At 64.4% G+C, this 22,852-nt stretch carries 15 protein-coding genes; 11 read left to right on the forward strand and 4 right to left on the reverse strand.

What is annotated here, in order from left to right:
• The first annotated feature begins 683 nt into the window (after positions 1 to 683).
• From FB465_RS05795 to FB465_RS05835, 9 genes are all read left to right on the forward strand, one after another.
• A complete protein-coding gene (locus tag FB465_RS05795; protein WP_211785730.1) occupies positions 684 to 1,739 on the forward strand; it encodes a hypothetical protein in 1,056 nt (351 codons plus the stop codon).
• Between the two features lies 1 nt (position 1,740).
• Complete coding sequence (locus tag FB465_RS05800; protein WP_211785731.1) at positions 1,741 to 2,430, forward strand: adenylate kinase family protein; 690 nt, start codon at positions 1,741 to 1,743, stop codon at positions 2,428 to 2,430.
• Between the two features lie 118 nt (positions 2,431 to 2,548).
• A complete protein-coding gene (locus FB465_RS05805; protein ID WP_145788193.1) occupies positions 2,549 to 3,250 on the forward strand; it encodes a hypothetical protein in 702 nt (233 codons plus the stop codon).
• Entirely contained in the window at positions 3,244 to 4,338 is a 1,095-nt protein-coding gene (pyk, locus tag FB465_RS05810) for a pyruvate kinase (protein WP_145788195.1), read from the forward strand. The genes FB465_RS05805 and pyk overlap by 7 nt, the downstream gene beginning before the upstream one ends.
• Positions 4,339 to 4,342: 4 nt before the next feature.
• Positions 4,343 to 5,521, forward strand: a complete 1,179-nt coding sequence (locus tag FB465_RS05815) for a nucleotidyltransferase family protein (RefSeq protein ID WP_170290503.1) — start codon at positions 4,343 to 4,345, stop codon at positions 5,519 to 5,521.
• Positions 5,522 to 5,688: 167 nt separating this feature from the next.
• Positions 5,689 to 7,362: an ABC transporter ATP-binding protein gene (locus FB465_RS05820; protein ID WP_211785945.1), complete on the forward strand. Its 1,674-nt coding sequence runs from the start codon at positions 5,689 to 5,691 to the stop codon at positions 7,360 to 7,362.
• On the forward strand, positions 7,359 to 9,290 hold the full coding sequence (locus FB465_RS05825) for an ABC transporter ATP-binding protein (RefSeq protein WP_145788201.1): 1,932 nt from the start codon (positions 7,359 to 7,361) through the stop codon (positions 9,288 to 9,290). The genes FB465_RS05820 and FB465_RS05825 overlap by 4 nt, the downstream gene beginning before the upstream one ends.
• 42 nt (positions 9,291 to 9,332) lie before the next feature.
• The gene (locus tag FB465_RS05830) at positions 9,333 to 11,006 is read left to right on the forward strand and encodes an amino acid adenylation domain-containing protein (protein WP_170290504.1); all 1,674 of its coding nucleotides are present in this window, start codon (positions 9,333 to 9,335) and stop codon (positions 11,004 to 11,006) included.
• Between the two features lie 949 nt (positions 11,007 to 11,955).
• Positions 11,956 to 12,261, forward strand: a complete 306-nt coding sequence (locus FB465_RS05835) for a hypothetical protein (protein ID WP_145788205.1) — start codon at positions 11,956 to 11,958, stop codon at positions 12,259 to 12,261.
• Between the two features lie 184 nt (positions 12,262 to 12,445).
• Here the strand turns inward: FB465_RS05835 and FB465_RS05840 are convergent, their stop codons facing one another.
• Positions 12,446 to 12,625: a hypothetical protein gene (locus FB465_RS05840; protein ID WP_145788207.1), complete on the reverse strand. Its 180-nt coding sequence runs from the start codon at positions 12,623 to 12,625 to the stop codon at positions 12,446 to 12,448.
• A 269-nt stretch (positions 12,626 to 12,894) separates the two neighbouring features.
• Positions 12,895 to 14,169 (reverse strand): recombinase family protein, encoded by a 1,275-nt coding sequence (locus FB465_RS05845; protein ID WP_246192528.1) that lies wholly within the window; start codon positions 14,167 to 14,169, stop codon positions 12,895 to 12,897.
• 754 nt (positions 14,170 to 14,923) lie between these two features.
• Here FB465_RS05845 and FB465_RS05850 point away from each other — a divergent pair.
• A complete protein-coding gene (locus FB465_RS05850) occupies positions 14,924 to 16,144 on the forward strand; it encodes a hypothetical protein (RefSeq protein ID WP_145788208.1) in 1,221 nt (406 codons plus the stop codon).
• A 15-nt stretch (positions 16,145 to 16,159) separates the two neighbouring features.
• Positions 16,160 to 17,809 carry an ATP-binding protein gene (locus FB465_RS05855; protein WP_170290505.1) on the forward strand — a complete coding sequence of 550 codons (1,650 nt, stop codon included), beginning with the start codon at positions 16,160 to 16,162 and terminating at the stop codon, positions 17,807 to 17,809.
• 186 nt (positions 17,810 to 17,995) lie between these two features.
• On the opposite strand, the gene FB465_RS05860 is transcribed toward FB465_RS05855, so the two are convergent.
• Both FB465_RS05860 and FB465_RS05865 read right to left on the reverse strand, forming a co-directional pair.
• Positions 17,996 to 19,387 (reverse strand): phospholipase D-like domain-containing protein, encoded by a 1,392-nt coding sequence (locus FB465_RS05860; RefSeq protein WP_145788210.1) that lies wholly within the window; start codon positions 19,385 to 19,387, stop codon positions 17,996 to 17,998.
• On the reverse strand, positions 19,374 to 22,814 hold the full coding sequence (locus FB465_RS05865) for a serine/threonine-protein kinase (protein WP_246192529.1): 3,441 nt from the start codon (positions 22,812 to 22,814) through the stop codon (positions 19,374 to 19,376). The genes FB465_RS05860 and FB465_RS05865 overlap by 14 nt, the downstream gene beginning before the upstream one ends.
• Positions 22,815 to 22,852 lie beyond the last annotated feature (38 nt).

Genomic DNA, 22,852 nt, shown 5'->3' on the forward strand with positions numbered 1-22,852 from the left:
CAAGCGATCTTCCATCTAGCCCTGGGGTGAGCTGGACCGATGAGTGACGGTTTGGATTTGATTGTCCGATTCTCATCGGTCCTGCAACGGCCTTGCAGGCAAGCGAATCGTGTGCCTAAGATCGCATGCATGCTGCCGGAGAGGCGAATTGGGGCATCTGATAGGGGTCAGAAACCGAGCCTCTCGTCGTGACGGCCAGCATTCGACTGACGCGGAGAGGCGGAGCCCCATTCGCTTCCCCTGAACCTGTGATCCGCTAATAGCCCTTGCTACTAATTACTCTGATTATGCGTCGAGGTTCCTCGCGTCGCTTGACCCTCGTTCTTTCGCATCATCAATGTGATCATCGGCGCTCAGGGTGAACATGCAGCCGAATTTTCCGTCAGAGCTGCGGAGATTCAATTTCACGAGAGGGTGTAGTGATGCCTGAGTCGCTATTCAAGCAGGGGGCCTCCGCTTCGGCTCCGAATAGTTCTTCGATGCTCGACGAATGCCGCGACGAGCTCATCGCCTCGTTATCGAAGTACTCCGAGCATGGGCCGGTGACCGGTTCCACTTGCTACGTATGGCCGTCCTCGGAGTGCCCGGTCGGCTGTGGGCACTGCAACTATGCGGCCCCAATGTCCCTAAACCGGTTGACCAGATACAGCGTTGCCCGGGATCCGGGGCCTGTGCTCCGACTTATGAACGGCATGGGTCTCTGGAAGGCGGTGCTGTCCGGCGGCGGGGAGCCGATGGTCGAGCCCGAATTCTGCGAGAGGTTCGTCAACGAGATCGACTCGCCGAATCTCGAAGAGATCGAGCTCATCACCAGCGCGCACTTTGCGGCGGACGAAGACGAGACACGTCGGCGTGTGCGCAGCCTGGTCGACGCATGGCGTACTCGTCCCTCGAATCTGGCGCAGGCCAACTTTACTATCCGCATCAGCCTGGACTGGTTCCACGCTCAGCGCATCGGCGTCGAGCCTGCCGCACGAGTCATCCGGCTGCTGGGAGAGGAGGGCCTTCAGGATGTGGGCTGCTATGTCCGATCGGTTCTGCTCGACGGCGACACGACGACTGAGAAGCTCGCCAAGTCTCTAGGCGGGCAGCTCACAGAGATGGACGACTATCAGCGGAAGATCCTCCTCCCGGATGGTCGCACCATTCTTGTGTACTTCAAGAACCTGATCGTCGAAGGCCGAATGAACCAGCGCAAGCTCTCTCGCTTGCCGATCAGCCTGCCCGAGCAGTCTCGGGCCGACGTGTTCGGAAAGCGGTTCGAGAGCAGCCAGGGAAAGAATGTCCCGGCGCGAACCTACAACGGTCCGCAGGTCCGTCACCTTGAGGGGCTCGCATGCCTGATTGAGGACGACGGCAAGGTTCGAATTCTGGAGGGGAACGACCCTCACCGAAGCCCCAACGTCCGTCAGACGGACGGCTGGTCAGAGGCGATCGAGTACCTCTACGCGGATCCGATCACCGTCTATCTTGTCGACAATGGCCCGCAGGACCTGGCGAAGCTGATGGCTGACGCGTTCCCCGACTCGGTCCGAATGGCCGCCGACACCAACCAGCTCTACCACCTGACCGAGCTTCTGCTAGCGGATCCGGATCGCCGGCTGTACGCGACCCTGCGCACCCTGGAGCTGCACGTGGCTGAAGGACGGGTCACCGCTGACCAGCAAGTGGTTGATCGGGCCTGGGCGTTGTTCTCGGAGCACGCCAAGCGCGACACAGACGCAGCTGAGCGGGGCTGATGTGCCGGACGACACCCCTCCAAAGGTCGTACTGGTGACCGGTCCTCCTGGCGCCGGAAAGTCGACCGCGCTCCTCGCGCTCGACCGGCAAGACCCGGATCTGACCCGATTCGGAGTGCGGGACTACGGACTTCAGCTGGCCGCGACCGGTCATCCCCTCGGGCTCGAAATGCGCGAAACCCTCTTGCGTCAGGAGCTGTTGTCCAACGAGCTCGTGTTGCTGGAGTTCATGCACTTCCTCGACAACCTGCCGACAGGTGTTCAGGTCGTCGTAGTGGAAGGCTACCCACGAGACCTCCAGCAGTGCGAGGATCTGTTGCGCGCTGTGGCGGGCCGGGGGATTCATGTCACCGGCTTCGTTGTCGTGAACGTCCCAGACGACGTGGCACGTGAGCGTGTTGCGAACCGCCAGCTCTGCACGACCTGCGGGGGGACGACCGACGATCCGACAGCGGCTTCCTGCCCGGACTGCGGAGGAGGCCTCATAAGGCGGCGGGATGACGACACGTCCAAATTCGAGTTGCGCTTGGCGGATTACCACGTCGTGAGCGGTAAGCTCCGCGCCTATTTTGCCGAACGGGAGCTGCTGCGCGAGGTCGACGGCACGCGGCCCTCTCACGAGGTCCGCGAGTCCCTCAGCCAAGTGCTGTCTGCCGAGCACGACACGGAACTGGCTGACGTCAACCGATGATCTGGGTGATCTGGAGGACAGACCGATGGGTTCAAGTACGGACATGATGACCTTAAGGAAATCCGCGCTTGACAAGCTTGCGGACACACATCCCTCAAACCGGGAGCCGCTTGCCGGCTTGGAGGTCAAGCTCGGCGACTACCTGTCGGCTCCGATCCGGCCGAACGAGATCCCACCAGCTCTGGCCCGTGCCGTGTCGGATCTCCTCATCAGGGATGACGACCAGATCGGCCCGGGCGCCGCCCTGGTGACCGGGCTGCTGGAGTTCTTCGAGCTGGAGCGGGCCCGGTCCTTCCACCAGGCGCTCTTCTCGGCCGTCTGGGAGGTCTTCCGCCAGCGGACCGTCGATGGAGATCCCGAGAAAGACTTCCGACTCAAGACGGGAACCATCTCGGACGGCGCCATCCCGATCGAGCTCTACGGCAGCAGCTGGAGCTTCAAAGCATTCCATATCGACCGCGATGCGCTGCTCTTCTCCCACCTGTACGGGCCGGTCGTCGGCTTCACCGGCGGCGAGCTGCATCTGATCGACATCCGCCCGTACATGGGCCGACACTCACTGCGGTTCGACGACGTCTTCGAGTGGTCCGATGAGCCGACGGACGGCTGCAAGCCTGTTCTCCGCTCAGAACACACCCAATCTGCGCTGGCCGAATACGGGAGGACCACCGGATCCATGGGGCCCGATCAGATCGTGTTCGTGAACAACCTTCCCGATACTGGGGTACTTCATGGGGCGACACCGGTCGTGGTGACAGACCCGGAGAGCTTCATCCGGGAGTACCACCGCTGCAGCGTAAAGGACCTTCGACTGTGCTGAGCAGCTTCCCTGGACGACGGACCGCGATCATCGCCACGCTCGGCCCGGTGAGCGAGACACGGTCCTGCCTTGACCGCCTGGTGCAGGCAGGCGTGGATGTCATCCGCCTGAGCATGAGCAACGGCAGCCGTGAGCAGCACGAGGCCTCAGTCCGGAACGTTCGTGAGATCGCGGCGAACGTCGGCCGGCCAGTGCTTGTCCTTGCGGACCTTCAAGCGAGAAAGAACCGACTGGGTGCGTTGCCGGACGGCCGGGCGGAGTGGGCGCCCGGAGAGGTAGTGGTGCTCTCGAGCAAGCCGACCGACGTAACGTCGCACCGCACCTGGACCACGTATCCGTGGCTGCCGGACCGTCTACTCCCAGGCGCTGAGGTCCTGATCGACGACGGCGCTATCGTCCTGACCATCACCGACGCGAGCGCCACCGAGCTGCACTGTGTGGTCGTCCAGGGCGGCTCCGTCACAGCCGGGCGCGGGGTCTCAATCCCTGGGGCTACGACCGTGCCCCCAGGGCTCACTGACAGGGACGCCGATGACCTGCTATTCGCGCGCGCCCTTGGCGTTGACCTGGTCGCACTCTCCTTCGCCTGCTCGGCTGCCGACTACCACGAGGTGCACTCCCTCGCTCCCGACCAGCTCGTTATCGGCAAGGTCGAGCATCCCGACGCCCTCGCCTCTCTCCCCGCGATGGCCGAAGCGTTCGACGGGCTGATGGTCGCGCGTGGCGACCTGGCTGTCGAAATTCCGTTCGAGAACGTCCCGATGGCGCAGAAGCAGATCGTTGCGGAATGTGTCAGCAAGGGAAAGTCATCCATCGTCGCGACCCAACTGCTGCACTCGATGCGCCAGAGCGCACTGCCCACCCGGGCCGAGGTGTCGGACATCGCCAACGCGGTCCTCGATGGCGCGAGCGCACTCATGGTGACTGGTGAGACGGGATTCGGCCTTCACCCAGTCCGCGTGGTGGAGGTCCTGCACCGGGTCATCGTCCGGGCTGAGCGCTACCAGGACGAGACGACCGGAACACCAGTCCGTGCGACCGAGACCAGCCCCCGATACCGACAGACGAACGGAGCGGCGGATGTCTAGCCCCATGGGAGACGAGGCACTGACGCACAGCCGTCTGGGTGACATCCCACCAGAGGCGCGCCTACTGCTGGCACTGGCCCGCCCGCAGCTCACAGTGGCTGAGCAGGGACGGATACACCAGTTCCTATCGCTGAGTGGGCGGGATCTCGATTGGGGGTTCTTCCTCGACCAGGCCTCCCGGCACGGAATTCTTCCGCTCGTCGGACGCAACCTCATCAAGCACCGTCTGATCCACTTAGCGGACGGACGCACGCTCGCGCCGTACCGATGGATCTACTCCTACGCGTACGAGGGAAACCGGCGTCGGAACCTGGCCCTCGGCGACGAGTACGCCAAGGTGATCCGCGGCCTCAACGAAGCCGGCCTCGATTACGCGATCCGCAAAGGTCCGGTGCTCACTGAGGGCATCTACCACAATGTCGGTCTGCGGCGCATGGGCGATCTCGACGTGCTCCTACGTCGAGACTCGCTGCCGGAGTTCGCCTCGGTCATCGAAGGACTGGGCTATCAGCAGGGGCACCTCTCACGGAACGCAGAGCAAGTGGTGCCCTTCGACCGGCGGACCCAGCTGGTCTGGAAGGTCAACCTCACCAACTCGACCCTGCCGTACCTCAAACCCGCCCAGCGTGATGATGTCGAGGTCTTCGTACTCGATCCCTGCTTCAACCTGTTCCAACCGAACTCCGGGATCAAGGCTGAGGCTGATGACTTCTTGGCCGGCGCAGTCGACACCGTGGCCTTCGGGGAGCCCACTCGCAAGCTCGATCCCGTCGACCAGATCATCGACGTGTGCGTTCAGCTGCACGTCGAGGCGACGACGCTGATGTACATAGAGATCGGCAAGGACCTGACGATTCTCAAGTTCCTCGATCTTGTCCTACTGCTGCGGCGACTCTCGGAGGAACAACTGGAGGCTCTGACGACGCGGGTTCGGGGCTTCGGCTGCGGAAACAGCGTCCGCTACGCATTGCACTACGCGTCCCAAGTCTTTCCCGATGACGTCCGGCCGGATCTGATAGCCGAGTTCGAGCCCGCCGACCCGGATCTCCTGGAGATCTACGGTGTGCTCGACGGAAAGCCCGAGCGCTGGGAACAGAGTTTCGCGGCGCGGCTCTTCGACCAGCGGCGATGGGAATCGCTCAAGGCGCACAGTACCGTTCCTGGCCCACGAGCGGTGGTCTGATGAGCTGTGGAACCGGCACGGGGGGGAGGATCTCGATGACGGCCCAGCCAGCGGAGTTACCTTCACGGCGCCGTACCCGGACCGAAGGCAGCCTGACCTCAGCCCGGGCGTTGGTCTCCCTCGTCCACGCCTATCTGCGGCCATATCAACGTGACCTCGCCGTTCTCATGGCACTGCAGTCGGTGCAGACTGTCGCCCTCCTCTATCTGCCCACTCTCAGCGCCGACATCATCGACGGCGGGGTGCTCACCGCTGACACGGGGTACATCCTTCGGCGAGGCGGCCTCATGCTCCTCGTCTCTCTTCTGCAGGTCGTCTGCGCGATCGGCACGGTGAGATACGGGGCCTACGTAGCGATGGCTGTCGGGCGTGACATCAGGGCGGCCATCTTCGACCGGGTGCAGAGCTTCTCCACTCGGGAGGTCGGCCGCTTCGGTACGCCCTCTCTCATCACTCGGACCACCAACGACGTCCAGCAAGTTCAGACACTGGTCTCGGCCACCCTAACCGGGCTCGTCTCAGCTCCGATCACAGCGGTCGGCGGGGTCGTGCTCGCGCTCGGGCAGGATGTGCCGATGGCCGCAGCCCTCGTTGTAGTCATGCCGTTGCTCGGACTGCCCATGCTCCTCATCATCCGCCGCCTGCGACCGCTCTTCAGAAGCATGCAGCGGCAGGTGGACGTGATGAACCGCGTCCTGCGCGAGCAGATCACCGGCATGCGGGTGATCCGTGCGTTTACCAGGGACGCCTTCGAACAGCAGCGGTTCGCCCGTGCCAACGAGGAGCTGACGGAGGTCTCGGCACGAGCCGGGCTGCTGACGACCGCGATGTTTCCGTCGGCAGCAACGCTGGTCAACCTGTTCAGCGTGCTGATGGTCTGGCTGGGGGCCTATCGGATTCACTCCGGCGGCATGCAGATCGGGGCGCTGACAGCCTTCTTGGGATACCTGACACTCATCCTGGTCGCCGTGGTCACTGCCACCTTCATGCTCATGATGGTGCCGCGCGCCGAGGTGTGCGCCGAACGCATCACCGAGGTCCTCGCTACCGAATCCAGTGTCGTGCCGGCGTCGATCCCTGTCGATCGTATGTCGCGGCCTGGGCACCTTGATCTTCGCGACATCCACTTCAGCTATCCCGGGGCGCAGGAGGCCGTATTGCGCGGCGTGGACCTGATCGCTCGGCCGGGCGAGATAACCGCCGTGGTCGGCTCAACTGGAAGCGGGAAGAGCACACTGCTCGGGCTCGTTCCGCGACTGGCCGATGCGACGGCTGGTCAGGTACTCGTGGGCGGGGAGCACGTCCAAAGCCTTGACCGTTCAGCCCTGTCGCGAGCCGTGGGCTTCGTGCCGCAAACCGCTTCCCTGATCGCCGGCACAGTCGCCTCCAATCTCCGTTTCGGGCGCCCCGATGCGTCCGACGAAGATCTCTGGCACGCGCTGGAGGTCGCGCAGGCGAGGGACTTCGTCGAGGCACTTGTCGGCCGCCTTGACGCCGTCGTCTCACAGGGCGGCACCAACTTCTCGGGTGGGCAGCGGCAACGCCTCGCCATCGCACGGGTGCTGGTGCACCGTCCGCGGATCTACCTCCTCGACGATTCGTTCTCGGCGCTCGACTACGCAACCGATGTGAAGTTGCGGGCTGCGTTGGCCGAGGAGGTCACCGATGCTGCGGTAGTCATCGTGGCCCAGCGGGTAGCCACGATCCGGCACGCGGACCGGATCGTGGTCCTGGAATCGGGAGCGGTGGCCGGGACTGGAACACACGAGGAGTTGCTGGTCACTAGTCCGGTGTACCGGGAAATCGTCCTCTCCCAACTAGAAGAGGAGGGAACCGCATGAGGGCCGGACTGCCACAAAAGGAGCAGGCCAACTCAGTGGAGGACGCATCAGAAGCGCCCCGGAGCAAGTTCGCGGCAACCGCCCGGCGGCTGCTGGGCGTGGTCGGCATCCAGCGACCGTTCATCGCGATGCTCACACTCGGGCTGGCGAGCATCACGCTGAACGTAATAGGTCCCCTCCTGCTGGGTCGGGCCACCGATCTGGTCCTGGCCGGTGTGATCGGACGACAAAACCCCGGCATGGACAAGTCGGACGTGATCGACCGTCTGAGGCAGCAGGGGCAGAGCGCTCTCGCCGGCATGCTCCAGTCGACGGGCTTCACCCCAGGGCGGAGCAGTGATCTCGCCGCCGTGAGCACGATCCTGGCCATTGCTCTCGGCGTCTACGGCCTGTCCGGACTGTGCTGGATCCTCCAGGGACGGCAGGCGACCAGAGCTATCCAGCGCTCCGCGTATCGCCTACGGGCAGAAGCAGAGTCGAAACTGGCCAGGCTCCCGCTGTCCTATTTCGATTCGCACAAGCGCGGTGAGGTCCTCAGCAGAATCACGAACGACATCGACAATGTCGTCCAGATGTTGCAGCAGTCGATGAGCCAGCTGAGCAACTCGCTGCTGCTCATCGTCGGCGTCCTGGTGATGATGTTCTGGCTTTCCCCGCTGCTCGCGGTCATCGCGGTGGTGGTCGTGCCGTCAGCGATGGCCGTCACCGCTCTGCTCGGCAGGCGGGCGCAGACCCGCTTCGCCGAACAGTGGAAAGCGACAGGCCAGTTGAACGCCTACGTCGAGGAGCTGTACGACAGCCACGCCCTCGTCAAGGCATTCGACCGCAGCGAGGCGTCGGCTACAGCCTTCCGTGACCACAACGAAGTGCTCTTCAGGTCAGCCTTTCGAGCACAGCTGCTCAGTGGAGCCAGCCAGCCGATGATGAACTTCATCAACAATCTCGGCTATGTGATCGTGGCAGTGGTGGGATGCCTTCGAGTGGTCTCCGGCACCATGTCCATTGGTGACGTGCAGGCGTTCATCCAGTACTCGCGGCAGCTCAGCGGCCCGCTGACCCAAGTGACCAGCCTCGCTGGTGTGGTGCAATCCGGTATCGCGTCGGCGGAGCGTGTCTTCGAGCTGATGGACGCTGCCGAGGAGGTCCCGGACACCGGCCGTCGGCTGCGCCAGGGCACTTCGCAGGGTCTTGTCGCATTCGAATCCGTCTCGTTCGGCTACGAGCCGGACGAGCCTCTCATCGAAGACCTTTCCCTCACAGTCGAGCCCGGGAAGACGGTTGCCATCGTCGGCCCCACGGGTGCCGGCAAGACGACCCTGATCAACCTCCTGCTGCGTTTCTACGACGTCACGGGGGGCCGTATCACACTCGACGGGGTCGACATCCGCAGCTTGTCGCGCAACGCCCTCCGTTCCGAGATCGGCGTGGTGCTTCAGGACGCCTGGCTCTTCACCGGCTCGATCGCCGACAACATCGCATACGGCCGAGAGGGGGCTACCCGTGAGCAGATCGAGGCCGCTGCCCGGTCCGCCCATGCCGACCACCTCATCCGCACACTTCCCAACGGGTACGACACCGTACTTGACAACGACAGCACGGGAGTCAGTGCGGGTGAACGACAGTTGATCACCATCGCCCGGGCCTTCCTGTCCGACCCGGCCATCCTGGTGCTCGACGAGGCGACCAGCTCGGTCGACACGCGAACCGAGTTGCTGGTCCGGCGAGCGATGGCGCAGCTGAGCCGAGGGCGGACGAGCTTCGTCATCGCTCACCGGCTCTCCACGGTTCGCGACGCCGACACCATTGTCGTGATGGAGAACGGAGCCATCGTGGAGCAGGGAACCCACACGGATCTGCTGGCTGCCGACGGTGCATACTCCGTCCTCTATCGGGCGCAGTTCGCGATGCCGACCGTCGAGCTCAACTAAGGACGCGCGGACCACAGCGGTCGCCTTGAGATGAGAGTGCCTATGAGTCACCATCACACCGCCGCCAGGGTGGAGCAGTCTCCGGCGGTCGGCCTGCGCCGGCTACCGCTACACGCCGGAACCCGGCAGTTGGCGGCCGACCGTGCGTTAAGGTCATCGCGTCAGGTTGACACCTCGACGGGCGTCTGGGTTCGCGTCAGCGAGCTGGCGGCCAAGGACCCGCGCCGCGTGGCGGTGGTGACGGGTGCGGAAATGATCACCTACCAGCAGCTGTCCCGACGGGTAGACCAGATCCGAGCGGCCCTCCTCGCGGAGCGGTGCGGGCCTGGCGACCGGATCGCGGTGGCCGGTCCACGGAGTGCGGACACCATCGCGATGTTCCTCGCCATCGAGAGCCTCGGTGCGGCGTATCTGCCGCTAGCTCCAGACTGGCCCGTGGCGCGGGTAGCCGGTGTGCTCAGGCATGCGCAGCCCCGATGCCTACTCCTGAATGGCAGCGACAATGTGTTCGCCTCGACGGTCACTCAGGCAGCAGTCGAGGCTCACGTGCCCGTGGTCGCCGCGCCGGTGATGTGCGGCGACGTAGGACCGCATATTGCTCCGCGTGTCGTCGCTGACAACGAGCCGCGCTACATCATCCACACCTCGGGAACCACCGGGCGCCCCAAGGGAGCGGTCGTCAACCAGCTCGGGCTGATGAACCATCTCTGGTCCATGGTGGCAAGGCTGCGCCTCACGGCTTCCGATAGGGTCGCCTTCACCGCTTCCCCGGCCTATGTCATCTCCATCTGGCAGATGCTTGCAGTGCTACTCGTAGGCGGATCGGTTTCAATCGTTGCGGATGCCGACATGCGGTTCGCCCGGCACCTGGTGGCGAGTGCTGCGCAGACCGAGGTTACTGTGATGGAGTTGGTGCCGACTGTGATCGGGTGGATCGTGCACGAGGCCAGGCGCCGAAGCGCGGCGCCCGCTCTGCCGAGTCTGCGGTGCCTCATCTCGACAGGCGAGAAGCTCGACCCAGGGCTCGCCGGCGGTGTCCTAAGCACACTTCCGCAGGCGGGGTTCTTCAATGCCTATGGTTCAACGGAATGTTCCGATGACGTTGCACTCCACCTTGTCACATCGACGGACCTGGCGGCTCCGCTGCTGCCAGTGGGAATACCCGTCCCCAATGTTGCCTTTTATCTCCTAACTGACGAGGGCGGCACATGGCGTGCAGCCGAACCCGGCGAAACGGGTGAGCTGTGGATCGGTGGGCATGCCGTTGGCGCGGGGTATCTGAATGATCAAGAGCGCACCAGAGACTCGTTCTTCGTAGACGAGTTCGATCCGTCCTCCCGTACCGGTCGCATCTATCGCACAGGCGACATCGCAAAATTTGGCAATGGGATCGCCTACTGTCTAGGCCGAGCTGACAGACAGGTAAAGATCGCTGGTGTCCGCATCGAGCTGGACGAAGTTGAGGCGGCCGTTTCCCGTATCCCTGGCGTACTAAGGTGTGCAGTCGTTGCCGAATACCGTGGCGGTGGCGCACAACTCGTCGCCTACTATAACGCAGAGTCAGAAATTTCCCAAGAGAACATATTCGCACTATTGCACTCCTCCCTGCCGAAGGTGATGATTCCGCGCCACTGGATGCGAATCGACGACCTTCCTCGAAATGACAATGGAAAGGTCGACTATCGTGCGCTCGTCGAGTCTGGCGAGAAAATTTGATGTACCGACAGGGCCACTATTTGAACTTGATTGGGTGATGTCGGAGCCGTTCGCCTGACGACAGCCGCTCAGCCACGGCAGCTGTGGATCGTGATCCGCTCCGCATTTGGGCTGGTCGGCGGGGGTTGGGCCGACTGCGGAGTCGAGGACAGCCACCGCGATCATCGCGAAACAGGCGACGGGACTGGACAAGGGCCAGGTCACCACCTGGAGCAGCTGGCACCGCCTCCCTGGTCACCTACGCCTTCCTCGCCGTCGCCACCGCCATCGAGCACGACATCCCCGTCCCGGCCGAGGACGACCTCATCGCCCTCACCTGCCACGGACTCCGACGCCTGCTCCGCCAGCTGGTCGCGCACCCTGCCGCGACGCCGAGCACGTCCTGCGCTGGTCCGCTTGCCGACGACGTCACCAACACCGCGCACGCTCTCGGGCCAGCGTTCGGTGCTGGCCCTGGAGGCCGACGGGCGCGTCCGCTGGGAGTACCGGCACGGTTGTTGGGGCCACCATCCGCACCGGCACGCCGGCGCCGACCTCTGCCCCCAGGGCGAGCCGCAGGCCTCCTGCGCGGTGAGCCCGGACGGCAGGTTCGTCTGGGCTCACGTCCTGCCGCTGTACAGGCCCGACGACGACTGGCCCTGGGTGCAGGAGGAGTGGGTGGTCCTCGACGCCGCGGACGGCACGGTGCTCGGCCGGGTCCCCCTCGACTACGGGTCGGGGACCTCGAACCACCTCGCCCACCCCGACGGGAAGCACGTGATCCTGAGCACCGGTCAGGGCTCGCAGAGCACCCTCGCCTACCTCGGCCACTGGGACCGCTCCACCTTTCACCGTCCGCGAGATCGGCGACGGCCATCGGCTGCCCACCGACATCCACCCGGACGCCGAGACCTTCCTCAGCGTCCCGCACCGCGGCCGTGCACTCCAACTGCACCGCCTCGACGGCAGCGTGCTGGCCGCCCTGCGGTCCGACGAGCTCGCGACGGCCGTCGGCCCCGAACCGGACTGGAACAGCGCCGCATTCGTCGACGCCCGTACGATCGTGGCCGGGGTCGAGGACTTCCTCCACGGCGACGGCCGTACCGAACACTGGCTGCTGGACGCCAGGACCCTCCACCCACTCGGCCGGATCGACTACCCCCACCCGGTCGGCGAGCACGTCGTCGGCCTCGGCGATGGCACCTGGCTCACCACGGACCCGGACGACGCCACCCTGCGCCGATGGACGGCGCCGGCGGACCTGCTACCCGGCTGACCAAAGTCCGTCAGGACTACTGCTCTCCGGCCTGCCGCCGCGACGCCGCCAAGGTCCCTCGGCCCGGCGCGCCCAACGCGCACCCCGCAGCCGTCCACCGGACGGCCTCCAGTCAGAGATCATTGCGGGACACCCTTAGTGACCTACCGCCACAGGAGTGACTGCGCGGGCGCCGGCCTGTCAGCTACCGCTCGGCGTGCGGCTCGTGCCAGCCGCCGAGCACGACGCCCTCGTGGCCTGCGGCCGGGTAGTGGTTCGCCGGCAGGTTGCAGATTGGTGGTGCACGCCGCACCCCCAGCGCCTCCCCGTCGCCACCCGTACGAGTGAAGTCCGCCCCCAGCCCTTCACCTGTGACGCGCGGCACAGGTAGAAAGGAGTCAGGGCCACACGGGGCCAGCTCATCACCGGAGCTAGCCTAGGATTCCTCGCCTTGGGGCACTTGGCAGATCGAGCTGCAGGTCGCTGACCAGCGAGAACGCATGTGGGGAAATGGTTTGTGTCCCTCTCGGACACATAGTTTGTACATGCTTCCGGTTCGCCGGGCAGCGTGAATCGGCGCCCGTATCAGACCTTCGGTCTGGTGCGGGCGTTTGATGTTTCCCGGCCCGTTCGCCTTCCCAGGTTGGGGGTGTGTCAGCCGATCAGGATCCTCTCTGCTCGTTCTGTGCCGGCAGTGATAGTTCCGCCGGCGGGGTCGTAGGTCAGCGTGGTGCCGCCGCTGCGCAGGTACTCGATCGCGTCGGCCACGGTGGGTGCCAGGCGAGCGTCTGCGCCTTCGCTCTCCAGGCCGCCGACGGTGGCGAGCCGGAGCAACAGGGCTGGCAGGTGCGGCACGACCCGGTCCTCGCGTACGTAGGCGTTGGGCGCCCGGCCGGGCTTGGGTGTGGCGCTGGTGTAGCCGTGCCGACAGCGATAGGCGGCACGGCCGTTGGACCAGCAGGACTCCATCCGCCGCTGGCACAGACCGCACACCAGGAGCCCCGCCAGCAGATAGGTCCGCCCCGGGACGGTCTCCTTGCTCGCGCGGATGCCCTGGGCCGTGACGAAGTCCGCCTCCGTGACCAGCGCCGGGTGCGCCTGTGTGTCGGAGATCGCCCAGTCCTCGGGCTCGTTCCGGCGCATGACCTCGCGGTGGCCGAGCGCGGTGTTGTCCGGGTCGAGGAGGTCGTGGTCGGTGCGCTGGCGGTTCCACACCTGACGGCCCGTATAGCGCGGGTTCGCCAGAATCGCGGCCACCGTCGGCAGCCGCCAACCACCCCCGTCGCGGTGCGGATTGCGCCCCGGATCGGCGGCGGACGGGCACGGGATCCCCGCGTCGTTCAACGCCCTCGTGACCCGGGCGACACTGTGACCTTCCAGGCGCTGCGCGAAGATCCACCGCACCACCGGCGCCGTGTGCGGATCAGTGTCCAGCCGGTTCAGGCGCACCCCGCGGCGGGCCAGAGCGCGGTTCGGATGCAGGCCCGCGTCGACGAGACGGTAGCCATAGGGCGGCCGGCCGCCGAGGTAGCGGCCCTGATCGCGGGTCTGCACGAGCATCGCGGTGCGCACCCGGATCCGGGTGCGGGTGATCTCCCGCTTCGCGATGATCCCCAGCAGGATCATCAGCTCCTCGTGCCCGGCGACCTGCGGGTCGACCACGCCGCCCAGCTCCGGGACCCACAGCTGGACCCCGAAGTGCTCGAACAGCGGGGCCATCGACGCGAACTGGTTGCCGTAGAAGGCCCGTTCGCTGGAGCCGATGATCAGCGCGTCGAACCCGCGCTCCGGATCGGCGAGATCGGCGATCAGCGCCGCCGCCTCCGGCCGGCGCGCCCACGGCAACGCACGGCTGTGACCGATGTCGAAGTACTCCGCCACGACCCGCCCGTGTCCCGACACCACCGCACCGGCCCGCTCCACTGCCACGCCCGCGACGTCGCCGGGTCCTGGTGGTCCTCGGTGGAGACCCGCCCGTAGAACGCGAAGCGCAACTTTCCGGCCGCACGCTCCCCCACCCCGGACCGACCCCGGCTGCGCTCACCCACCCACGCCGTCAAGGCACTTGACCCACCGGCCGCAGCATCACGCGCTGGGCTCTTCACCGCCACGACCATCACCTCCGCAGGCTCAGTGCATTCGCCTCACCTCCGAGCATGACGAGCACAGACAGCACCACCCCAGGATCACTGTGAGCACGAACCCGAACGAGGGATAGTCCGACCAGGCACTCTACGTGTACGACCGCTCTGTGATAGTGCCCGCTTGAACCTGATCGGCCATCAGTTCCTCCGCCAAGGCCCAGAACGCACGCTCGGCCAGCGCGCCTATGGCAGCACCCGGCTTCGGCCGACCTCGAAGTACTGCGCCACGATCCACCCATGCCCCAACACCGCCGTCCCGGCTTGCTCCACCTGCCACGCCCACGACGGTCCCGACTGCGCGCACTCACCCACACCATCAAGGCACTTGGCCAACCGGCCGCGTCAGCGCCATGCACTGTGCTCCCCACCGCCATGGCTATCACCTCCCACGGCCCGCAAGATTCGCCTCGCCACCGAGCATGACGGCCGCAGAGAGCACCAGTTGCATGACGCCAACTCAGGTCACGCTGAGGATGGTCCCTGCTGCTGGGCTGTTGGATGGCCGAAAGGCGAGGCCGGCGCAAACCACAGGACGTACCATGGCCGTCTATCTGCAACTAGAGTCACGGCGGGCATCGGCACGAACTCTGCCCCCAGACCAGGCAAATCGGTACCGGGGGTACAAAGTGATCCGTCGCGCGTCTTCCGGCGCTGACCGTGATGGCGGTTACCACGCGATCAAGGGGTACGCCTTCCAGTTCGACGCTTCGCTGCTACAGATACTCGACAACCACACCGGCAGTGTGGAGATCGAGGGCGCACAGGATATTGGGGTGCGAAACTTCCATATCCAGGTGAAGAACCGTAGCGCTCGCTTCTCACTGCGATCTATCACGAATCCGGTTCTGCAGATGATGGACCAGTTTTCCCAGAACCGTGACGCACGATTCTCGCTCTACTGCCACTTCTTGGACCGTGCGCCTGGCAGTGTAATTATGATCAATCGAGACGAGCTCGATTCACTGCTAGGCGAGAAGTCTTCCCTGTACGAGGAGGACGCCAAGGAGATGTTCACCAAGTCGTTCCAGATCAATTTTGCACCCGACTACCGGACTCAGTTCGAGACGGTACTCAGCCGCCTTACCAAGGTATTGCGCGCTCGCAGTGAGTCCGAGGCAACATACTGGCATGCCGTAATCCACGGGCACCTGCGGGACCTGATCTTCTCTCAGCCGCAGGGTGAGCGGCGGGTGAACCTGCAGCAGCTCATTGATGTGGTGAACGATGCGCGCAGTGCAGTCTTCGAAGCCAGCTACGCCCAGGTTTACGGACACACAAAATACCTCAAACTGCTGCGGGACCAGTACAAGAGCCGAGGCGTCAACGTGCACAATCGACAGCGATTGTTCGTCGTGGAGTGCAGCGTGGGAACACATCTCCAGGATCTGGTGGATGTGGCAGCCCGGATTCGAAGTCGCTACTACGCTGGGCAATCGCCTGCGCCCTACCTTTGCTTCCGTGGTGTAAGGGACCTGGTAGACGTCAAACGTGCACTCTGGGACGCAGATCTCAAGTTCGACGACGGCTTCAACTACGGGGGTGCGCAGTTCAGCGTCGTCGACCTCGTCACACCACCGAGCCGTGGCTTCGGCATCAAGCTCGTCGACTTCGCTCTCCTTCCCGAGGTTACCGTCCTTGCACGATACCGGGAAGTGCACGACTTTTACTTGACAGATCCGGTTTCCGATCCTGACCGCACCGCCAGAACCCAGCACGTCTTCATTGAGCAAGTAGCAGATATCCAGAAGATTCTCGGATAGAGAACGGAGCTTGAAGTGTCCAGTGCAGAGGTAGTGGCTGTATATCCCGATCGAATCAAGATCGCGGTCAATGACATTTCTGAACTCTCCGGCGGTGAGCCTGTGAAGGTCGGCTCCTACCTGCGGGTATTTGACAGCAACGACTGCTCGATCATCGCCATTATCGAGAGCTTCTCAATCGAGCTAAAATCTGCACCGTCCAATGATTCGTTGGACGAAGAGAGCCGACGGCGCGTGTACATCGTGGAGGCGGTTCCGTTGGGATTTCTCGACTCAGACGGAACCTTTGAGCGCGGCGGCGGAAGCATCGCCATTCCACCAAAGTCGGTCGAAGTTGCCACTCAGAAGGACGTCCAGAAGGTCTATGACACCATCCCAAAAGAAAAGCGATTCCTGTTCGCACATCTGGCTCGCGAGCGCCATGTCGAAGTTCCCGTGGACGGCGACAAGTTCTTCAACAGGCACATCGCGATCGTCGGATCAACCGGCTCGGGAAAATCCCACGCCACTGCAAGGATTATTCAGGAAGCCATCGACCTCCGCAACCACGAGAAACACGGTGAGTACCGACTCAACAACAGTCACATCGTAATCTTCGATATCCACAGCGAGTATCAGACCGCCTTCCCGAATGCGAACCGTCTGAATGTCGAGACTCTCACCCTGCCCTACTGGCTACTGAGTTCGGAAGAGCTCCAGGATCTGTTCATCGAGAGCAACGAAGAGCAGTCGCACAATCAGATCGCCGTATTGAAGCGGGGCGTCACCGAGAACCGACGCGAGAACTTCAATGACTCCACGCGTCGTGATCTTGTTCACTACGATTCACCCGTCTACTTCGACATCGACAAGGTGTTGCAGGATATTCGTGACAAGAACGAGGAGATGGTCGATGGATCTCGCAATGGCCAACAAAAGCAAGGCCCTTTGTTCGGCAAGCTGGACAACTTTCTCACCCGCCTGGAAAATCGGCGTCACGATCGGCGGCTCGACTTCCTGCTCGGCGATCGAGCAAGGAAAAGTACGCTCGAGCAGACCTTGCGACAGTTCACCGGATACACACATGGCTCCTCAGCCAACGTTACCGTCATCGACCTCAGCGGCGTCCCCTTCGAGGTACTGAGTATCACGGTCTCTCTTATCTCCCGACTGCTGTTCGACTACGCTTACTACTACAAGAAGACGCATCCTGAGTTGAAGACGGACACTCCTCTGCTAGTGGTGTACGAGGAGGCTCACAAGTACGTTCCGAAGGGCGGACCCGCCAAATACAATGCGGCTCGTGCTGCTATTGAGCGGATCGCCAAGGAGGGCCGCAAGTATGGCATTACGGCGGCCATTGTCAGCCAGCGTCCGTCTGAGATCTCCGAGACAATCTTCTCGCAATGCAGCAATTTTCTGGCGATGCGTCTGACTAACCCGGAGGACCAGAACTACGTAAAGCGGCTAATCCCCGACTCGCTCGGCCCTCTTACCGAGTCGCTGCCGATGCTCTCGTCAGGTGAGGCCCTGCTTCTGGGCGATGCCGTAGTGATGCCCTCACTTGTCCGCTTGGTGGAAGCTGATCCAGTGCCTTCGTCAAGTGACGTGCGCTACCTCCAAGAATGGATCCGCCCCTGGCATGAGGTTGACTTTCCTCCGATCATCGATGACTGGGAGCGCTAGCCTCGATCTTGCATGACGGATCGTCAGCTTGAGTGGCGGGCCGTTTCCGCGTGCCTGGGCTGGCTCAAGCAGCGACCGCCCCAGGTGACAATGCGTCAGGTCCGGGGCCACCAGTTAGTTGGCTACGGTCCGGGCCGAGTGTCGGCGGCGGTTGAAGTTACACCGTTCGTTCGCTGGAGGGACGCTCTACCTGCGTTGCTGTTCGATCAGTTGAAGGTAGCGGCTGTACTGGGCGTCGGTGTGCTGCTGGCTGCGGACCAGGTTGCCTTCTTCCATGCGGTACGTGCGGTCTCGGTCGCCGCGGAAGGACAGCCAGTTGAAGCTGGTGGTGACCCACACGTCGTCGAAGACAAGGACCTTGGCGTGTGTGCTCTTCAGTCGGGCGAAGATGAACCTGTCCGGGTAGCGGGCGGCGAGGTTCTCGAGCCTGCGGACGGCCGCCGGATCTGACTTCGTGTCGTTTTCCCCGTAGCCATAGGCGATATGGACGGTGACGTTTCGGGTGAGCCGTTTCTCGAGCTTGCTGATGAATTCGGTAGTGATGATCGCGTTCTTGATCCACGGGGAGATCAGCAGGAGCCGGTGCCGGGCCTGGGTGAGGGCTTCGTCGAGGAGTTCGGGGTGCTCAAAGACACCGATCGCGCGGATCTCCGGCACGGCAGCTACGGCCGGCTCGGCCGACGTGGGCGCGGGATCACCGAACTGGGCGGCGGCTTGCTCGGCCCGCCGTTGGGTGATCTCGTGCAGTGGGACCCGGGCCTCTTCCAGTTCGGGTTCGAGGACAGGCCGCTCGGGTGCCGGATCTACGGTGATGCCAAGGGACTTGGCGCCTCCTCGTCCCAACAGGGCCAGCTCGTGGGCGTGGCTGAACTCTCCGTCCACGACCACGCCGAGCTGGATGTCGGTACGGTCGGCGTCCGCGTATACCAGGACCTTGGCCGGCATCACCCGGCGGGCCTTGGCCTGGAAAACGGCACGCACCTGCAGGACATCCCGGTCAGTAATCCCCCGCTCGCGCAATAGTGCGTTGATATCGGCTGCGGAGACGTCGGCGAGTTCCACCTCACGGTCATGCGCGGCCGGCAGGAGCAGCATGCCGTCGTCCTTGGCCTGATGGCGAGGGATGAGGGTGTGACGGTCGTAGGGCTTTGCCCGCCACAGCAGTTGGTCGTAGACCAAGGGCTGGTCGGCCCTCACTGGGGTGATCGCGGCCAGCTCGCGTGTGGTCTGCTCCCCGCGGGGGGTCAGTCTCAGCGTTCGGCTGCGGGGGTCGGTTGCTGGGCTGGGCAGAGAGTAAGTGAGGTAGTCGGCCGAGAAGTGCTCGGCGACGGTCTGGTTGACCATGCGCTCAGGCAGGCCCAACAGGCCGGTGATCGCAGACTCGGTGGTGACCTTGCCGTTGACCAGGCGGAGCACGAACTCGTCGAGCAGTGGGAGGCGTTTGCGGTCCTGGGCGAGGATATCGGCGGTGACCAGGGCGACGGGCAAGCCGGCGTCGACGATGGCGACGAGCTCAAGGCCGGGGCGGGCGTTGTGGAAACGGACGGCGAGGAGGCTGTCCTGGTTAAAGGTAGGCATCGCGGACCTCGCAGTCTTCTCGGTGACTGGTCATGTAGTCGAGCACGTCGCGCAGGGCTCCGGGCTTGCTGCGGCAGAAGGCGGCGTCGCCGACCACGATCAAGCCGAAGCGGGCGCGCGATAGCGCGACATTGATGCGTCGCCAGTAGGGCTGCCCGAGGAAGCCGAACTCGCCGCGGGTGTTGCTGCGGGTGACCGAGAAGACGGCCAGGTCACATTCACGGCCCTGGACGGCATCGACGGACAAGACCTCGAGGGTGAGGTGTTTGAACTTGACGGAGGCCACGCGTCGGCCAAGCTCCTCCACCTGTCGCCCATAGGGGGCGATGACCAGGACCTCCAGCTTCCGGCCGCCTGGCGCTTTGATCATCTGCTTGTCGAGCGCCTGGTCGATCACTTCCAGGCGGCGGATGGCCAGCTGCGCCTCGACGCGATTGGACAGGCTGGTCTCGGAGGCGCTGCGCTCGGACTCGCGCCGGGTGGGCAGATTCGAAGTGTCGAGCCACAGAACGGGCTTGTTGATCTGGTCATAGCCAGGGAGCGCATGGTCGTTCGGCGACAGGAGCTTCTTGTCGTAGAAGCAGGTGGAGATCATGTTTCCGATGGCTGGTGTCATGCGGTACTGCTCGCGCAACAGGTGCTTGACGGGGTAGGTGGAGTGCCGGGCCAGGTAGTCGAACAGGGTGGTGGTGACAAGTTCGGGGATCAGCTGGTGGTCGGCCATGAGCTTCGGGTCACGCAGGATGTCCTCGTCGATCGGTGGGAGCTGGTTGGTGTCACCGACGAGCACCCACCGCTTAGCCTTTGCCAGGGGCACGAGGGCTTCGGTGGCGGTGGCCTTGGACGCCTCGTCGAAGATGCACAGGTCGAATTCGAGGTCGCGTGCGGCTGGGTGGCCGAGGAACCCGAGCGCGGTGCCGCCGACGATCTGCCGCGTGCGCAGGAACGCGGTGATGAGGTTCTGGTCGGTGCCGATTCGCTGCAGCCACTCGCCCTGCAGGCGAAGCAGTTTCATTAGCTCCTGGCCGATGCCGGCGGATCCGACGAGTACTTCGACCGCGTCGCGGGCTTCGGCGGTGGTCAGGTCTTCGCGCAGAGTGAGTTCGCCCATCAGGAAGCGCTGCGCCTCGGTGTACAGCTCGCGGCGCTGGTCGGTCAGCTGGTCGCGCCGGGCGCGGACAGTAACGATCTCCTCGCCGAGTTCGCGTGCCGTGGTCGTGCGGTCGGGGGCGGGCTGGTTGGTGAGCGTGTCGAGCAGGCTGGTGACGTGAGCGAGGTTGGCGGCGACGGAGGCCAGTTCTTCCAGGAGCAGGGCTGCTTTGAGGTGATGGCCTTCCAGGCCGTTGCGTGCGGCGATGCCGTCAAGGTGCCGCTCGGCGCGCTGTCTCACCCCCTGGGTCCAACGTTTGACTTGCCTGTCCAGCAGAAGCGGCTGTGCGCTCTCGGCGACGCGGGGGTCGTCGGGGCGCCCGAGTCGGACCAGGCCGCTGATGCCGGCTTCCTCCAAGCGCCGAAGCGCGTTGTCGATGGCGATGTGGGTCTGGCTGACGATGAGGATGCGTGCGTTGTGGTTGCGCTTGAGGGTCTGCTCGACGATCTCCGCGATGACGGTGGTCTTGCCCGTGCCGGGAGGCCCTTCGACCAGCAGCAGGTCCTGTGTGCCGAGCGAGTGGGCAACGACCTCGCGCTTGCTCTTGTCGAGGTCAGGGCGAAACCAGGTCGTGACATCGGCCGGTGGGGCCGCGGCGATGGCGGCGGGATTATCGATGATCTCGCGCAGCTGTGGGTTGGCGGTCTGGCCGGCGGCCACGTTCGAGAGGGCGTCGCGTTGGCGGTTCAAGGCGCCCTGGCTGGGCCCGAGGAAGGGTAGGAGTACCCCGCGGGTTGGCAGGACACCGGGCCGGGCGAAGCGGAGCACCAGCTTTTCGTCGGTCTGCGCGGTCACCTCCCCGCGGTCGACGGGCCGACTGTGGGGGTACGCCGCTACCGACCACTCCTCGCCGACGAGGGAGGCGTCGATCGGGACGGCCAGGCGGAACTCGCGGCTGCGACCGGTACCGCTGACCTGGTCGTACTCCAGGGTCTGGCGCCCCCCGGCAGCGACCTCTTCGCGCGCCTCCAACAGCCGCCGCCAACCGGCGAACAGGTCGCCCAGGTTGTGCTCTTGGACAGCCTTGTCTGTCTCCGATCTGACCGCGAGATTTTCCTCGAGGCGATCCAGGAGCAGAGTTAGGCCGTCATAGGCGGGGTCCTCCCCCGGGTCGTCGAAGGTCCAGGTGACCACTGGCCCCAGCAGCACAGCCCGCTCGCGCCGTTTGGCCATCCACTCCGGCGCTCTGGCCTCCGCGGAGACGATCACGCACCGGTCCCTCTGCTCTTCGTCCTCGACCAGCCGTAGGAACCAGGACCGGCCGAATACACGCAGTGTCTGCTTGTCGACCTGCTCGGTCTGCGGGTTGTAGCCGTAGTCGACGTGGACCGCGCCGGATAGGTCCTCAAGGAACTGCGTCTTCGCCTGTTGCCAGTCGGGCTCGGCGCTCTCGGCGTTCTCGGCGTTCTCGGCGGAGGAGGTGATGGCTTGCGCTGCGCGGCGGGTCATCTTCAGCCACAGAAAGTTGGCTTGCCGGGCGGCACGGTTGCCGCAGACCTGCTCTGCCTCCAGCAGCCGCTGTTCGAGGACGGTGGCGTTCGCGGGCCGCTTCTTCGGGTCAAAGTCGATGCAGGAGTGCAGGATCGTCCGAAACTCGGTTGCCAGGTCGAGGTCGTCGAGGACCGGGGCCAGGTCGGGGTAGTCGGCCGCACGGCCGCCCGACAGGAGCTGGATGGCCAGGACCCCGAAGCCGTAGACGTCCCGCACGTATGGGATTGTGTCCGCTTGCTCCGGTGGCGTGTACAGGTTCGAGCGGAACCCGGCCACCGTCTCGTCAGTGATCTCGGCCTTTGAACGGATCTTCGCGATACCGAAGTCCGCAAGCTTTGGGGTGCCGTCTTCGGCCATCAGGACATTGCCCGGCTTGAGGTCGCGGTGCTCGATCTGGTGCGCGTGCGCGTACGCGAGAGCCTGGGCGAGGGGCTTGCCGATGCGGCTGAAGAACGACGGCCATCCCATTGGCCTTCCCGCAGTCAGCTCGTCCTTCAAGCTCCGGTCGACCCACTCCAGCGCGATGAAGTACCGGCCCAGCGTCGGCTCCCAGCCGGAGTCGAGCATGCGCACGATGTTCGGGTGCTGAAGAGCCTTCAGCGACCTGGTCTCGCGCTCCAGGAATATCTCGATGACCTCGTCGTCACGCTGCTTGAGCAGCTTCACAGCGGCAAAGTGCCCGTCCGCGCTACTGGTGTCGACCGCCTTGCGAACCTCAGACTGACCGCCTGCGCGAGCAGCCTGAGGTAGCAGCAGAAAGCGGTTGTTGATCAACGATGCCCCCACGCACCACTCCTTGTTCGGCACCGTCGCCGATGCGGACC

This window comes from Kitasatospora atroaurantiaca (assembly GCF_007828955.1).
GTDB classification, from domain to species: domain Bacteria; phylum Actinomycetota; class Actinomycetes; order Streptomycetales; family Streptomycetaceae; genus Kitasatospora; species Kitasatospora atroaurantiaca.